This is a genomic window from Desulfosporosinus sp. (assembly GCF_014237355.1).
Taxonomy (GTDB): Bacteria; Bacillota; Desulfitobacteriia; order Desulfitobacteriales; family Desulfitobacteriaceae; genus Desulfosporosinus.
In genome coordinates this window covers 73725-88949 of sequence record NZ_JABZFS010000014.1, presented here as the reverse complement: position 1 = coordinate 88949, position 15225 = coordinate 73725, and the positions used below count along the sequence as shown (strand labels likewise).

Genomic DNA, 15225 nt, shown 5'->3' with positions numbered 1-15225 from the left:
CACTTTTGTTGTTTTCTTTACTGAGTAAGAAACTTGTGTACTTCGTGCTCCGAATGATAGCCGATCATTTTGTCTTTTGGTTCGCCGTCCTTGAAGAGAATCATAGTAGGAAGATCCTTTACTTCATACATAGTTTGAACTTCTGGAACTTTGTCGACATTAACTCGATATATTTCTACTTTTTCATGAAGACTATCGGAAATTTGTTCTAAGATAGAATGAAGTCGTTGGCTGTCTGGTGATTCGTCCGAGCCAAATTCTAGCGCAAAGGGAGTAGGGTTTTTTAAAACAGCAGGCAGTTTACCCGAGAATATTTCTTTGATCATTTAGGCACATCCTTTCCTTGCTTTATCAATAGTCTTCTCACGGAAGCAAAAAATAAACTCAAATTCCCAAAGTTCTAAACTCATTTAGTAAAATTCCTGCCTATAGACACAGATTTATGACGTTGATAAATTAGATTAGAAAAATGCATTAATCGAGAGGGTCCGTGGAATTATAAGTAGGCAAAGAGGTGAAGGGGGATTGAGGTTTTATGCCTGAAGTTCCTGAAATGGAGATATATAAGAACTATTTAAACCAATGGGTAAAAGAAAAGAGTATCAGCCATGTTAATATCTTCAGAGCTAAAAGCATTAACCTTGAAATTACAGAATTTACCAGGTTGGTCATAGGTAAACAAATAAAAAGCATATCACGCCAGGGTAAATATCTTATATTTCATCTTGATGACGGTCATGCTCTTCTTACGCACATGATGCTGGATGGAAGGGTTTTCCTCTTGACAAATAATTCAGATAGTCCGCAGAAAAATGACGTGAGCCAAGCGTTATATTTACAAAATGAGATTTTAATTAGCAGTGCAGAGGATATAAGAAAAAGAATTAAAGAGTTGCCAGGAAAACCAAGCGTAGTTTTCGGGTTATCGGATGGCTCGATACTTTTTTTCTGCAAACTAACACTGGGGTACTTACACTACCTTGATCAGGAGCAACTAAGGACAAAATTACAGGAATTAGGAAGAGACCCTTTAGATCCAAACTTCAGTGCCCAAGAATTCTCTCAATTACTTGAGAGAAAAAGGGGGATGATCAAGCCGTGGCTAATGAATCCCAAAAATATAGCTGGTGTCGGAAATGCTTATTCAAATGAAGCCTTGTTTAGTGCAGGCGTTATACCGACACGGTTGATCTCAACACTAAGTCACGCTGATAAGGTGAAACTATTTGATTCCTTAGTAAGTATCATTCGTGATTCTATCCGCCTCGGAGGGGATATAGAGGAACCTTTTGCCGTATGGGATGATTTCACTGGGGGATATAATACTTATTTCAAAGTGTATGATCGGGCTGGTCAACCATGTTTTGTTTGTCAAGAAGCAATTCAAAGAGCAGAAGTTGGTGGTAGAAATGCATTTTTTTGTCCTCACTGTCAACACTAATTTTCCCAATTTAAGTATTTAAAAATCTAAAGTGTAGAACATAAATCTAGAAACAAACCTAAATAAGGGAGGCAAATTATGAAAATAGAGAAACTCTCAGACAAAATTGTCTATATGGATGATAAGCTTACTAAACGAATCCTTTTTAAGGAAACCAGAGTTCTGAGCTTCGTATTAAATTTTCGACCAGGCCAAGGAGTTCCCCCTCACAACCATGAACAAAGCGATTTAATAATTCACGTTCTTGTTGGTCAAGGGGAAATGGGGGTAGATGGGATTATTCACCAGATTAGTCAAGGGGATGTTATACACTGCAAAGGAACCGAAGTATTTAGTTTAACAAACACGGGAGATAAAGATATGTCATGTTTTGTAATACTAGCACCTAATCCATCTTCGGCATATTCAATAGAAGTTTGAACAAGTAATAGAAACGAGACAAGACCCTTATATGGGTAATGTCTCGTTTTTTCTAGTCCCCATTATCAGATGGGGTGGTGGTCAATTTTGCAGATTGGATTGATTGGTCATTAATCAGACTTTCATCCTTCGCTTCTTGCTTGGGCTTCAGTTTCTGTCTTAGCCCCCGCCAGATAGCTAAGAGAAGCATAATAAAAGCTCCTGCAAAGGTAGACCCTAAGATTACTAAGACTAGTGGCACCTCTTTCGTGATCCAAAAAAGATGAATGGTTACCAAACTTGCATTTTGTACAGCAAAGAGTGCTATTAGAAGGGAACAAATAAGAGATAAGATAAGAACAAACATTAGCAATACCTCCTCAGTTAATAATAAACTAATTCGACTAAAAGCAACGAGATACCTGCATATTTTATACTAATTACTATAATATTCCACCGTAAGATTATTGTCTAAAGTATGTGACTGTGTATTCGATTGGAGAAGTGCTATACTAAGATAAAAACATTGGAGGGGTAAATGTGAAAAAGATATTTGTTATTCTATTATTATTAGCGCTTTTGGTTTTAAATGGTTGCACAAATAAGAACGAAATTAAACCTCCGATTGAGAATTCTAATCCACAGGAATCAAAGCAATCACTTACTATTAAGGATTACTATACCTATAAAGAAAATACGAACTATATTTATCAGGGTGAAGGGAATGAGTATGCTTCTTACAACGTCTTTGTGGATTATATCGAAGGAAACCGTGTTCAGATAAGATCGAATAACGGCGGGACAGAAACGGTTCAGGTTCTGGAAAATAAAGATGGTGAACTTAACCTGTTATTCGTGAAAGGGGAAACCTATTATCGAGAGAATCTAACCCAAAGCCCTGTAAATAAAAATGAAATTCTATTAAAAGAACCGCTAGTAAGCGGAACGAATTGGACCTTGGCAGATGGTAGAAGACGCTCTATTACAAATGTGGCAGTAGACGTAGCCACTCCTTCAGGTACTTACAAGGCATTAGAAGTGACGACGGAAGGTGAAGACAATAAGATTCAAGACTATTATGCCCCAAGTATTGGTCTAGTAAAAACTATTTTTACCTCAAATGAATATGTTGTTACTTCGACTTTAAGTAAAATAGAGAATAATGTGCCGTTAATTCAAACCGTACGGTTCTACTATCCAAATGTCAATGACGACAAGCTATATTTTATTGATAAAAAGCTGTCGTTTAAAACGAATGATCTAACAAAGATTATCTTTGAAAAGGCATTTAAAGAATTGCCTAAAGGGGAAATTTCCAAGGTTTTAAGCCCAAATGTTAAGATTAAAAGTTTATACTTAAACAAGGACAACATGGTCTATGTAGATTTTACAAAAGAATTGGTAAGTGAAATGAACGCTGGGTCAGGTTATGAAACTATGATCTTACAGAGTATCACTAATACACTGGGAAACTATTATGGGGTGGACAAAGTTTATATAACCATCGAAGGTAGTCCATATGCGTCTGGGCATTATATGATGAAAAAGGGTGAGTTTTTCCGAGTTGACCTGAAAAACAGCGTTAAACTACCTTGAACCCCTAATTCACTGGATGAGGTGAAAAGTCTTGGCTACATGTGTACGTTTCTTACAATGTGCTGGTTTTCGTTTTGACAGTCCCTCCTGGGATGGGTCGGAGGCATGGGCAAAACTCCGAAATCAAGATTTATGGCACACCTTCCAAGCGGTTATCACCCTTTGTCGTACAGAAAATATCGAATTTCTCTTCATAACTGGAGATTTATTTGAGCAAGAGTATGTGTGCAGAGAGACCATCGAAGGAGTAGCGAGGTCCTTCTCTGAATTAGACAATACGCGAATATTTATAACCCCGGGCAGGCGTGATCCCTTAATTATAACGTCTGCCTATCGCTTAGCGGTTTGGCCAAGGAATGTGCACATATTCTCCAGTAGGGTTGGCAGTGTCAAAATTCCTTCTCATAACGTTATAATTTGGGGGGCGGGTTGGACAGCTTATCATCAGGAACGACCTTTCCTTGATGGCTTCAAGGTGTCGAATGAGGATGCGATTCAGCTTATGCTTCTTTATGCTGCCGTAGATCCAGAGAACAGTACAGAAGGGTTTATTCCTATTCGGCAAGAGCAGATTTCTTCAAGCGGTTTAAATTATTTAGCCTTGGGTCACCGGGATGTCTGGAGCGGAATCCAGCAAGTTGGAGAAACATTCTGGGCAGATTGCGGTTCAGTTGAGGCCAGAAGCTTTCTTAGTGGGGGGCATCATGGTGTGCTCCTTGGCGAGATTAATAAAGAATCTTCTCGCTTTGAATTTCGGGAATTAGGTCAACGCCAGTATACTGAAAAGATTATAACAATCGAAGGGACTTCAACTATTAATGAGGTTGCGGCGAAATTACTGGCAGAAACCAGCTTTGAAGAACGTCAAAAAGACCTGTTTAGAATTAAGTTGACTGGAACAATATTGGACAATGAAACAATGGTCCAACCATTACAGAAAATCCTGGAGACTGAATTTCGTTTCATTGAAGTTCTTACTTCAGAATTGAGAACTTATCCGCAATTCAGATCAAATGGAATCTTAGCGGCAAAGAGCAATAGCGGTTATCCTACTCAAGCTCAAATATTTGTTGAAAAATTGCGAGAGCGCTTGGTAAATGCCAGTGGATCAGAGGATATTGAACACTGGGAATTAGTTCAGAAAATCGGATTGACAGCGCTGGGGCAGGGACGGTTAGTCGATGAGGATTGAACGAATAAGGATTAATAATTCAGAAGGTCTAGGGGATATCGATTGGATATTTCCCCTAGGCCCTGTGTTGCTTACCTTTAAGGATCCCGGTCATCAAAGGTTGTTCAGGGATCTATTGCTCGCCATATTTTATAATCAACAGGAACTACAATTCCAAACAACACCAGGTCAGAAAGTTTTAGTAGAAGTATGGATGTCTGGAGAAGGTTTATACTATCGTATTCGTACTGAATTTATGGAAAAGGACAGTAAGTTAGAGTTGCATTCTACCTTACTGGACGAAAATGGACAGACAATTTGTTTGCCAGAAACCATGATGATTGGAGATTATTTGTTCAGACTAAAACATCAGGCTTTTTTACAAGGTGGGATTGTAGAATGGCCAGAAAATGATCACTATGATACCTTTGCTAGACTTGTTCGCAACCTGCGTCAAGGAGGGGATGAGGAACTCTCATTAAAGAAAGTTCGCGCTTCTATTGCTGGGGCTCAAAAGAGAGTTGAAGAACAAAAGGATAGTATGACTCTAGTTAAAGCGGAATATGATGCCCTAAGGTTTGAATGGGAAACTGCACACCGTCACCAAGAAGAAGAACGATTGCTTGAAATAGAAATAAAAAATTTAGAAGAAAAACTTATAATTCTTGATGAAAAGATTTTATTAACAGCTGATATACAGAAACGATTAGAGATTCTTTCGCAAAATCCAGATTACCGTGAGCTACGCCATCTGAATGACGAGATTGAAGGATTGGAAGAACGGTTACACAACATAGAAACAAATTTAAAGACCATTTCCTCGGAAACTCATCTGAATTGGACCGTCATTGAAGGCTTGCGGGAAGAGTTCTTGGAGTGGGGGTGTCTACAGAATAGTTATAGTTCCTTAGTTACTGAAACACAGACGCGGTCAAACTATATTACCGGGATCCAAAACCTTTTACAAACATCGGGCTACCATGGATTAGCTGAAAACGAGGATCAACGTTTGAGGCAGGCAGAAGAGGAAAGGGATACTGCCCAAAAGAAATTGCGTAAGCTTCTTGTTAAGAGACGAGGACTTATTGGACTCGAATTCTTATACTATAAAAAATGTGCTCATCTTCAAAAGTTATCCGTAATGGCAGATGTTACAGAGGTTGAGAACCATAGGATTGACCAAAAGGAAAAGCGTTTAGAGTGGTGGCGATACTCAAAACCAGCTAACTATTTTGATCGATTAGTACTGAAACCGTTAGGTTTGACAACCATCGCTGAAAGGTTAGCCAATCAGCTTCTCCAAAACTACAAACAATACAATGTAACAAACTATCAGGAATTTATCCGAAAGCTTAAGGAATATCATGACCTACAAAAACGAGTCAAGGGCATGAAAAAGCAAATGGAAAGACTGCAGGATAAAATAAGTCAAGAAAGTCACTTACGTCGAATTGTGGACTCGCGTAATAAATTATTAAAACAGGCGTTTACAGCGGTTCAGGCCGCTGACTTCTCACAGTGGTTAAAGGGATGGGAAGATTATCAACGAAAAAAACACCAACTATTTGTAGAATTAGATGAGTTGCATCGTAAGCTTGAACAACAGATGACCGTAGAAAAAAAGTTAGCTGAAAGTGCTGAATTCTTGCGCCAAAGGTTGAATAATTGGGGGATACCGACCGAGGATAGAGAAGAGGCATTTTCGGCAGTTATAAACGTCGCCAATCAACTTCAAGAGAGAGACGATATCCAAAGAGAACATGCTGCACTTTCAGAAAGATTACATAACCTACTCGGCGATAGGAATATTGTAGAACTAGGCAAGTCCTTAGAACCCATAGCAGAATTAGAACGTGAGAGCTGTCTTTCTAATGACGAAAGACGAATAGAAATGTCAGCATGGTATAAAGAACAAGACGAAATCCGAGATAACTTAGTGGTTTTAAAACAACGTCTACGGAGTAACCGCAATGTTTCTTCATTATCAGTTCTTGAGAAAAAAATTGATGAAGTTAAACGTCGATGGACGGCGTATGAAGACTTACGCCATGCTTTAGTTGACGCTAGGGAATTGTTGGAATTGTCCTGGCAAGAATGGCAAAAGAAGCATGGAAAGACACTTGGTGATGAAAAACAGTGGATATACGACCACTGCTTCTATTCAGAGACTCAGTCCTTCATAGAAGAGACATCGGTGAAAAGGGAATATTTTTCCTATCGAATGGCTGTCGCCCAGTTAGCCCTTAGCGATACTATAGATTTACCCCTGATTTTCTCGGTCCGACAAGTAAAGAATGAAGACCTGACTTTCTGGGAAGAAATAACCAACTATCTTCAAAAATTTTCATTTTCTAGACAGGTGATTTTTTGTGAGAATAATTCTAACCTTAGGGAAACTCTTGCGGGAAGAGGTTGGTTCATTTTAGGCATGGAATGCTAATTAAGGTCCTTTAGATCATCTATAACTGAGTGAGTTGTGTAGATTTCCCCATAAGGTTGACAACAATGGCAGAATAATAGAAAATGATAGGGGATAAACTCAAAAGCGAAATGACGTTTATTAGGGGGGTTCTATGAAAAAGGTCAATGACATACCATTAAAGCACTATTTTGAAACGATAAAAGCTAAGATTTTCACAATAAAAAATATATCATGGAAATCTCCAAGAATAATTGGTGGGTCCATCGTACTTATGCTGCTCATGGGTAGTGGATTGGTTTATCTAAATTCAACAACTTCGGCAGTTTATATTGTTGTAAATGGAGAAAAGATTGGATTAGTTGCAAATGAAGCTCAAGCCGAGGAAATGATAAACCAAATTCTCTCTGAAAAAGGAGCTCCCCTGGGGATCGAAGCCAAGACCCATGATGGGATTACCTACTCATCCGTCCGAATCAAGAACGCTGACTTTCGTATGCTTTCAAAGGAAGACTTAGCAGAGGATATTTCCTATTATGTTGATGGAGTCATGCTGACAGTTAACAAGGAGCCGATTTTTGTTCTAGCCAAAGCAGAAGACGGTGACAAACTACTAAACGATCTTAAAGAATATTATGCTCAGCCTAGTGATAAAAATCTAGTATCATCGGTTGAATTTGAAGATGAAGTTGAGACTCAGCCGGTTGAAGTCCCTATTGAACAAGCTATTTCCTATGAGCAAGCTCTCGAAAAGCTAAAACAAGGTAATCTGCAAAAAGTTGAGTACACTATTCAAGAAAATGATTCTTGGTGGCTTATAGCTCGTAAAAACGATATGATGACTAAAGAAGTTTTAGCCAGTAACCCTGGAACGAATGAAGATACCATTCTAAAACCGGGGGAGAAAATTGTTTTAGAAAAGGTCAAGCCCTACTTAAATGTGGTAAGTGAAGGAATTCGCACAGAAACGGAAACCATTCCCTTTGATGTAATAACTGAACAGGACTCAAGCCTATCGAGTGGGCAAACAAAGGTAAAACAACCGGGTAGTGATGGACAAAAAGAAGTACAATATGCTTACGTTCAAAAAAATGGCAAGATCGTTTCCCAAACCGTTAAAGATGAAAAAGTATTGAAAGAAGCTGTTTCCCAGGTCATTAAGAAAGGACCGCAAAGAGTAACAGTTGCCTATTCTCGTGGTAGTGGGAGTACTGCTTCCGGGCTATCCTGGCCCTTGAGAAGAGGAATAACTTCTTATTATGGATATCGTGGCTCAGATTTTCATACAGGAATTGATATTGATGGAGACCAGGGTGAACCATATGTAGCCGCTGGTGCCGGTAAAGTTGTCAGTGCAGGATGGGCCGGTAATTATGGACGTACCATTGTCATTGATCATGGTAATGGAGTGATGACACGCTATGCTCATTCTACTAAACTTCTGGTTTCTGTAGGAGAGAGTGTGTCCAAAGGTCAAAGGATTGGTTTAGTGGGATCAACTGGTCGCTCTACTGGGTCACATCTGCATTTTGAAGTGATTATCAATGGAAGTACAGTAAATCCACTCAAGTCTCTAAGGTAAGCAAACTTAGTTTGAAATGTCAAAAGGTCTTAGGCAGTCTATTCAAAGATTGTCTAAGACCTTTTTTTACCTTGACACTCAGACAACTTATCTGATATCATTGGGTTGTCAGTAAAATATTGTTTGGCTTAAAGGCTATATTTCCCAAAAGGAACGTAAGGGAACTGCCAAAGGTGGTACCTTGGTGTTATGATCGTTGAGTATCATAGAGCTCAGACCCATGATTCAGCTCCTATAGTTAGTCTGAATCATGTATCTTTACCATGCGCTTTTTTCTTTTGGGAGCCCTAAAGGTTCTCATTGTTTGCCTTTTTGCCAGATGGTGCTCTAAAAAAGAGCAGGAACTAAATTTATTTTTGGAAGGAGATTACACATGAAACGATTTAAACTATTTCTGGCTGCTACTTTAACTTTGTCCCTTTTAGCATTAGCAGGGTGCGGTGCAGCTGAAACGAAGAACGATGCCAAATCTACCTTGGAAACCGCTAAGGAAAGAGGGTACGTAGTTGTTGGATTCGCCAATGAAAAACCCTATGCCTATCAAACACCGGATGGCAAGCTCACCGGAGAGGCTGTAGAAGTTGCGCGAACAATCCTCAAAAATATGGGTATTGAGGAAATGAAAGGGGAATTAACTGAATTTGCTTCTCTGATTCCCGGATTAAATGCTAAGCGCTTTGATATGATCACTGCGGGTATGTTTATTAATCCTGATCGAGCCAAAGAAGTGGATTTCGCTAACCCTGAGTATAGTATTGGTGAAGGTATTGCTGTTAAAAAAGGAAATCCCTTAAATCTTCATAGCTATAAAGACATTGCTGCTAATCCTAAAGCAATAATCGCAGTTCCTGGAGGAGCTATTGAGTATGACTATCTTCTAAAATCTGGAGTTCCATTAAAGCAAATCATGACAGTTCCTGATATGCCAGCTGCCCTGTCGGCTCTCCAGTCCGGACGTGCTGATGCTCTTACTGCAACTGGTCCATCTGTCCAAGCAACGCTTGAAACGGCTAACAATCCTGATTTGGAAAGAGTCATGGATTTTGAGCAACCAGTTATTGATGGCAAAGAAGTACGAGGATATGGCGCCACTGCCTTCCGTAAAGAAGATAAAGATTTTCGTGAGGCTTTTAACAGTGAACTCCAAAAGCTTAAAGAATCCGGTGACCTGTTAAAGATCATTTCTCCCTTTGGATTCACAGAACAAGAACTTCCTGGTGACAAAACAGCCGCGGAGTTGAGTAAGTAATATAAATTCTAATCAGTAAATAACCTTTCCGAAAGGGGTCGGTGTAAACCTATGTGGTTTGATATTCTCCCTTCTTTCTGGGAGGGAGCAAAAGTAACAATTGAATTAACCTTGTTTTCAGCGGTGATTGCCTTTTTCCTCGCATTTGCTGCGGGTTTTGGGCGACTTTCAAAACACAAAGCCGTCCGAATACTGGCCACTACCTATGTCGAGGTTTTTAGAGGGACATCATTGTTTGTTCAGCTTTTCTGGATTTACTTTGCCTTGCCATTGTTTGGTATTATGTTGCCCAAGATGCTTGCAGGTGTCTTAGCACTATCTCTCAATGCAGGAGCCTATGGTTCTGAGATAGTGCGCAGTACGATTATCTCCGTACCAAAGGGACAAACAGAGGCAGCTATTGCCCTTAATATGACCCCGTGGCAAAGAACTAGGCTTGTTATCTTACCTCAAGCCTTGGTGATGATGCTTCCGGCCTTCGGCAATCTAATTATCGAAATGCTGAAAGGCACAGCTCTTGTCTCCTTGGTAACACTTTCTGATTTGACATTTGTCGCAACAGTACTCAATTCCTCAATTATGCGTCCGACAGAAATATTTTCAGTGCTATTAGTCATCTATTTTGTCATCTCCCTACCCTTCACTCGAGGGATTCGGTGGATTGAGCACAGGTTATCCGCGGGGAGGTATTAAATATGTGGAGCTGGGAATATACTCTAGAGATTTTACCAGAGATTTTAGCTGCTTTGAAAATTACTATTTCAGCTACATTTGTAGCTTTTGCAGTAGCTTTAGTTGTGGGTCTGATTTTGACCCTCGCTCGCAGGTCCGCCTTTAAACCGCTATCCCTATTTGCCCATGGGTTTGTAGAGTTCGTCAGAAACACTCCGCTCTTAGTTCAACTGTATTTCATTTTTTACGTTTTGCCTGAGCATGGGTTGTCACTTTCACCTTTTGTTGCTGGGGTTGTTGGATTAGGACTGCACTATAGTACCTATCTATCCGAGGTATATAGAGGGGGGATTGAGTCAATTCCTCCAGGACAGTGGGAAGCTGCGAAGGCACTGAATTTTTCTCCGATAGACACCTGGAGAAAAATTATCTTACCTCAATCAATTCCGCCTGTAATTCCAGTATTAGGGAACTATCTTATAACTATGTTCAAAGAAACACCTGTACTCTCGGCGATCACACTTGTTGAGATAATGCAAACAGCTAAGATGCTTGGTTCTCACTCATTCCGCTATCTGGAAGCTTTTACGATAGTAGGCGTGATGTTCTTGATACTGAGTTATTCATCCTCCCTTATGGTGAGGCGCTTAGAAGTTCGTCTAAACCTTAGATAGGTTTAGATGCATAAATAACGAAGGAGGTTGATCGTGTGAGTGTACCGTTAAAACTGATTTATCATGAGGAACCAACCAGGAGTATTGATAACGATCCTCGGAAGGCTGTAATAAAACCAATTGTCACCTATAGTAATATCAGTAAGTCCTATGGCGATCTTCATGTACTAAAAAATATTGATCTTAACATTGCTCCCGGCGAAAAAGTAGCTCTTATAGGGCCCAGTGGCTCTGGAAAAACAACCTTGGCCCGTCTGCTTATGACCTTGGAAGAACCAACATCCGGGACAATCGAAGTTGATGGGGAAATGTTGTGGCATCAAAGGGTTAAAGATAAACTGGTTAAAGCCAATGAGAAGCACTTGCATCAAGTGCGTGGCAATATCGGCATGGTCTTTCAGCACTTTAACCTATTCCCACATATGACAATTTTACGTAATGTCATGGAAGCCCCACGAAATGTTCTTGGTTTAAGTAAGGAAGTAGCCAAACAACGGGCTGTAACGATGCTTGAGCAAGTCGGTCTAGCTGGAAAAATAGATGCTTACCCCGCTCAGCTGTCTGGGGGACAGAAACAACGTGTAGCCATTGCTCGTGCTCTAGTTATGCGACCCAAGGTAATGCTTTTTGATGAGCCAACTTCAGCCCTCGACCCAGAGTTAGTCGGTGAAGTCTTGGAAGTCATCAAAGCAATTGCTGCTGAAGGGGAAATGGCAATGCTTCTAATTACCCACGAAATGGAATTTGCAAGAGATGTAGCAGATCGAGTTTTATTCTTCGATCAAGGACGAATTATTGAGCAAGGACCACCCAAGAAAATTTTCAATAATCCTGAGAGTGAACGCTTACAAACATTCTTAAGCCGTTTTAACAGACATTAAAAAACGCAAAATATAATCCAATAAAAAATTTCAATTAAAGCGGGCTATCGGCCCGCTTTTTGGCGTGTCAAAAAGGACCGTCCCCGCGACACGCGTTTGACACGCGAAAGCAACGAAGGGATCCCCCTTTACCCCCTGGGTGTATTCCAAAAATTACCCTTGAATAAAGGTGCGATTTATGATATTAATAATACAAATACAGGTGGGGGGTATAGGGGGTATGGAGATGAATAAAAATGAGGCAATCTCTCGCAGAACATTTTTCAAAAGAACTACTGCAGCTGGTTTACTTGGGGCATTGGCAGCAACTGGTTTAGATAAGCCAGTTCAGGCTTCAGAATTGAGTAATGGAAAACTAGGTACTCTGATCGATTTAACCAAGTGTGACGGTTGTAAAAACTATCAAACACCCTATTGTGTTGAAGCATGCCGTATGCATAATCAGGAACGATTCCCTGAACCGAAAAAACCATTAAAAAAGTATTGGCCCCAAGATAAAGTGGAAGATTGGTCAGATAAACGAGATTTAAAAAGCCGACTGACTCCCTATAATTGGACGTTTGTTGATCATGTAAGGGTTGAGCATAATGGAGAAGAGCAAGAAGTTTATGTTCCAAGACGCTGTATGCATTGTGATAATCCGACTTGTTCGAAACTATGTCCTTTTAGTGCCATCACTAAGGATTCCTCAGGAGCAGTGTCCATTGATGATGAACTATGCTTCGGAGGAGCTAAATGTCGGGATGTATGTCCTTGGGGTATTCCCCAACGACAAGCGGGAGTTGGTCTTTACCTGGATATCGCACCAGACTTAGCTGGCGGTGGAGTTATGTATAAGTGTGATATGTGTGTTGACCTTCTGGCATCGGGCAAAAAACCGGCTTGTGTAAGTGCTTGCCCGAAGGGGGCGCTTTCCATTGGTCCTCGAGAAGACGTAAGAGCTCTTGCCTATCAACGGGCTGAAGAGATCAGAGGCTATGTCTATGGGGACGAAGAAAATGGAGGAACCTCGACCTTGTACATTTCGACAGTCCCCTTCGAGATGATTGACGCAGCAATAAAAGCAGACAAAATGAGCAAAAAGGACGCTGCTCCAGGTCGTCCGGGGATGCCTGTTAATGTCGAAAACTACCTTTCTACGGGAAAAGGAATGTTAATGAGTGCCGTTATAGCCCCATTTGCGGGAGCAGCAGTTGCCGGCATAACAGCCTATCGGACAATGAAAGGGAATAGAGCTAAACAAACAAGAAATAAGTTACAGGAACAAGGAGGGGAGAATAACCATGAAGAATAGTCAAAAGCAGGATAAACTATTAAGGCAAAACTTTGTAAATAGGTTTGTCCACTGGACAACGGCCCTCTCAGTTATGCTGCTTATAGTTACTGGCTTAGGGCAACTTCCCTTGTATACTCGATATAACGTGACGAAATTGCCTGGAGCACAATGGCTTGGAGATTATTTCATAACCATTAACCTTCATTACTATGCTGCGTTTTTGCTCCTATTTGCTGTCTCTTTCCATATCGTGTATGCCCTTGCTCGAAGAGAGTTTGATATTTTTCCCCGCAAGGGAGACATGAAAGAATCCTATCAAATTATTAAAGCAATGCTGACCAAAGGAAAAGAGCCGGCCTCGGATAAATACCTTGCCGAACAACGTGTAGCCTATTTGTTCATTGGGCTAAGTATTCTCCTCTTAATTATTACTGGCTTAATTAAAACCCTTAAGAATGTACCTGGCGTCGACCTTCCGAACTCCTTTTTGTATTGGAGTACTGCCCTGCATAACCTTGGTACAGGTTTAATAATTTTCGGAGTCATCGGACACTTAGCAGCCTTCCTTCTAAAGGAAAACCGTCCACTTCTTCCTGGAATGTTTTCAGGATCAATCAATCGGGACTATGTTAAACATCGACATAGTCTTTGGTATGCTAAACTCCTTCGCAATGGCGAAATAACGGAAAACAGTGCAGGTTATGATACCATTCCCAGTACTTCAGATAATCTAAATCTATGAGTAAAAGAACTCCCCGCGAAAAAACGCGGGGAGTTTCGTTAACAAGGTATTATACTTCCGCCAGCCAAGTTTTCTTTACCTTCCCTTGAAGACTGGTTTTCTTTTCTCGAGAAAGGCCGTAACTGCTTCGCGCAAATCTTCAGTACCGCAGCAAAACGTGGATTGTGCCTGTTCGAAGAGTAATCCCGCCTGAACACTACTTTCGTTGGCTAGATTAATTCCTTTTTTCGCAAAGCGAATCCCTGCAGGTGGAAAACCAGCCATTTTATGCGCAAGTTTCATAGCCCGCTCATTTAGAGTCTCTTTGGTTACCATAATTTCAATCAACCCAATTCGCAATGCCTCTTCGGCATCAATTTCTTCACAACCCATAATTAGCCGTTTAGCTTGCCCAATTCCCACTAAATGAGTTAAGCGTGTTGTTCCTCCCATATCAGGAGATAAACCAAACCGGACTTCAGGAATCGAAAATCTTGCATTATCTGCCGCAATTCGAATATCGCAACCGAGAATGAGTTCTGTAGCAGAACCATAACAAAGTCCGTTGATAGCCGCAATTACAGGGATCGGTAATTCCTGCCAGAAAGAGTATAGGTTTTGCAGCCACAGAAGGTTATCCATTATAAACTGAGAACTCACATCCTTTAAGAATTTAAGGTCAATTCCAGCTGAGAAATTATCACCGTTAGCGTTAATTACGATTCCACCTAGGTCGTGATCAGCTAGGATCTCTTTTTGGATTTCATCTAGTTCATGAAGAAAATCTGTTCCAACCAAATTGAATCCTTTAGCATTATCCAGAGTTATTATTCCGATTCTACCATCCTTGTTAAAGTTCAGATGTTTACCATAGCTCATTTATATCCCCCATTCATTTAATTAATTTGTTATTGATTACATTATACCTGGAAATTCTATACTATTGGAGATGTAATCAGTAAAAAATGAATATAAATTCAGCGAGTATCTTTCAATAATCCCTATCTAATGAAGATTATGAGCCACTAGGCTCTTTAATAGAACCTCAAAGACCTTTAAATAGTTTGAAAGTTAAAGAGTAGAGTCTAGCATGGAGTGGTATTATAATCAGATAGATAACAATGTAAAGAAAGTATAGGTGGAA

Annotated in this window: 15 protein-coding genes; 12 read left to right on the top strand and 3 right to left on the bottom strand. The window is 40.2% G+C overall.

Going from position 1 to position 15225, the window contains the following annotated elements; genetic code table 11:
* Positions 1 to 17: 17 nt before the first annotated feature.
* A complete protein-coding gene (locus HGJ98_RS03145) occupies positions 18 to 326 on the bottom strand; it encodes a co-chaperone YbbN (RefSeq protein ID WP_291349571.1) in 309 nt (102 codons plus the stop codon).
* Positions 327 to 535: 209 nt separating this feature from the next.
* Between HGJ98_RS03145 and HGJ98_RS03140 the strand changes: the two genes are divergently transcribed.
* Both HGJ98_RS03140 and HGJ98_RS03135 read left to right on the top strand, forming a co-directional pair.
* Positions 536 to 1441, top strand: coding sequence for a DNA-formamidopyrimidine glycosylase family protein (locus HGJ98_RS03140; protein ID WP_291349570.1), 906 nt, complete (start codon positions 536 to 538; stop codon positions 1439 to 1441).
* A 78-nt stretch (positions 1442 to 1519) separates the two neighbouring features.
* Positions 1520 to 1861 (top strand): cupin domain-containing protein, encoded by a 342-nt coding sequence (locus HGJ98_RS03135; protein ID WP_291349569.1) that lies wholly within the window; start codon positions 1520 to 1522, stop codon positions 1859 to 1861.
* Between the two features lie 52 nt (positions 1862 to 1913).
* Here HGJ98_RS03135 and HGJ98_RS03130 read toward each other — a convergent pair whose 3' ends face one another.
* Positions 1914 to 2207 carry a lipopolysaccharide assembly LapA domain-containing protein gene (locus HGJ98_RS03130; RefSeq protein ID WP_291349568.1) on the bottom strand — a complete coding sequence of 98 codons (294 nt, stop codon included), beginning with the start codon at positions 2205 to 2207 and terminating at the stop codon, positions 1914 to 1916.
* Between the two features lie 173 nt (positions 2208 to 2380).
* On the opposite strand from HGJ98_RS03130, the gene HGJ98_RS03125 reads away from it, so the two are divergent.
* The 10 genes from HGJ98_RS03125 to HGJ98_RS03080 all read left to right on the top strand — a co-directional run bounded on the left by HGJ98_RS03125 (position 2381) and on the right by HGJ98_RS03080 (position 14102).
* Positions 2381 to 3436, top strand: a complete 1056-nt coding sequence (locus HGJ98_RS03125; RefSeq protein ID WP_291349567.1) for a GerMN domain-containing protein — start codon at positions 2381 to 2383, stop codon at positions 3434 to 3436.
* 31 nt (positions 3437 to 3467) lie between these two features.
* Complete coding sequence (locus HGJ98_RS03120) at positions 3468 to 4628, top strand: hypothetical protein (RefSeq protein ID WP_291349566.1); 1161 nt, start codon at positions 3468 to 3470, stop codon at positions 4626 to 4628.
* Positions 4618 to 7047 carry a hypothetical protein gene (locus HGJ98_RS03115; RefSeq protein ID WP_291349565.1) on the top strand — a complete coding sequence of 810 codons (2430 nt, stop codon included), beginning with the start codon at positions 4618 to 4620 and terminating at the stop codon, positions 7045 to 7047. Before HGJ98_RS03120 ends, HGJ98_RS03115 begins: the two co-directional genes overlap by 11 nt.
* 133 nt (positions 7048 to 7180) lie before the next feature.
* Positions 7181 to 8608 carry a peptidoglycan DD-metalloendopeptidase family protein gene (locus HGJ98_RS03110; RefSeq protein ID WP_291349564.1) on the top strand — a complete coding sequence of 476 codons (1428 nt, stop codon included), beginning with the start codon at positions 7181 to 7183 and terminating at the stop codon, positions 8606 to 8608.
* 373 nt (positions 8609 to 8981) lie between these two features.
* Entirely contained in the window at positions 8982 to 9857 is an 876-nt protein-coding gene (ehuB, locus tag HGJ98_RS03105; protein ID WP_291349563.1) for an ectoine/hydroxyectoine ABC transporter substrate-binding protein EhuB, read from the top strand.
* Positions 9858 to 9908: 51 nt separating this feature from the next.
* Complete coding sequence (ehuC, locus tag HGJ98_RS03100) at positions 9909 to 10550, top strand: ectoine/hydroxyectoine ABC transporter permease subunit EhuC (protein WP_291349562.1); 642 nt, start codon at positions 9909 to 9911, stop codon at positions 10548 to 10550.
* Between the two features lie 2 nt (positions 10551 to 10552).
* Positions 10553 to 11203: an ectoine/hydroxyectoine ABC transporter permease subunit EhuD gene (gene ehuD / locus HGJ98_RS03095; protein ID WP_291349561.1), complete on the top strand. Its 651-nt coding sequence runs from the start codon at positions 10553 to 10555 to the stop codon at positions 11201 to 11203.
* Positions 11204 to 11286: 83 nt separating this feature from the next.
* Positions 11287 to 12084 (top strand): ectoine/hydroxyectoine ABC transporter ATP-binding protein EhuA, encoded by a 798-nt coding sequence (gene ehuA / locus HGJ98_RS03090; protein ID WP_291349635.1) that lies wholly within the window; start codon positions 11287 to 11289, stop codon positions 12082 to 12084.
* Between the two features lie 226 nt (positions 12085 to 12310).
* Entirely contained in the window at positions 12311 to 13378 is a 1068-nt protein-coding gene (locus tag HGJ98_RS03085) for a 4Fe-4S dicluster domain-containing protein (RefSeq protein WP_291349560.1), read from the top strand.
* Complete coding sequence (locus HGJ98_RS03080; RefSeq protein ID WP_291349559.1) at positions 13368 to 14102, top strand: formate dehydrogenase subunit gamma; 735 nt, start codon at positions 13368 to 13370, stop codon at positions 14100 to 14102. The genes HGJ98_RS03085 and HGJ98_RS03080 overlap by 11 nt, the downstream gene beginning before the upstream one ends.
* A gap of 75 nt (positions 14103 to 14177) precedes the next feature.
* On the opposite strand, the gene HGJ98_RS03075 is transcribed toward HGJ98_RS03080, so the two are convergent.
* Positions 14178 to 14960, bottom strand: coding sequence for an enoyl-CoA hydratase/isomerase family protein (locus tag HGJ98_RS03075; protein ID WP_291349558.1), 783 nt, complete (start codon positions 14958 to 14960; stop codon positions 14178 to 14180).
* Positions 14961 to 15225 lie beyond the last annotated feature (265 nt).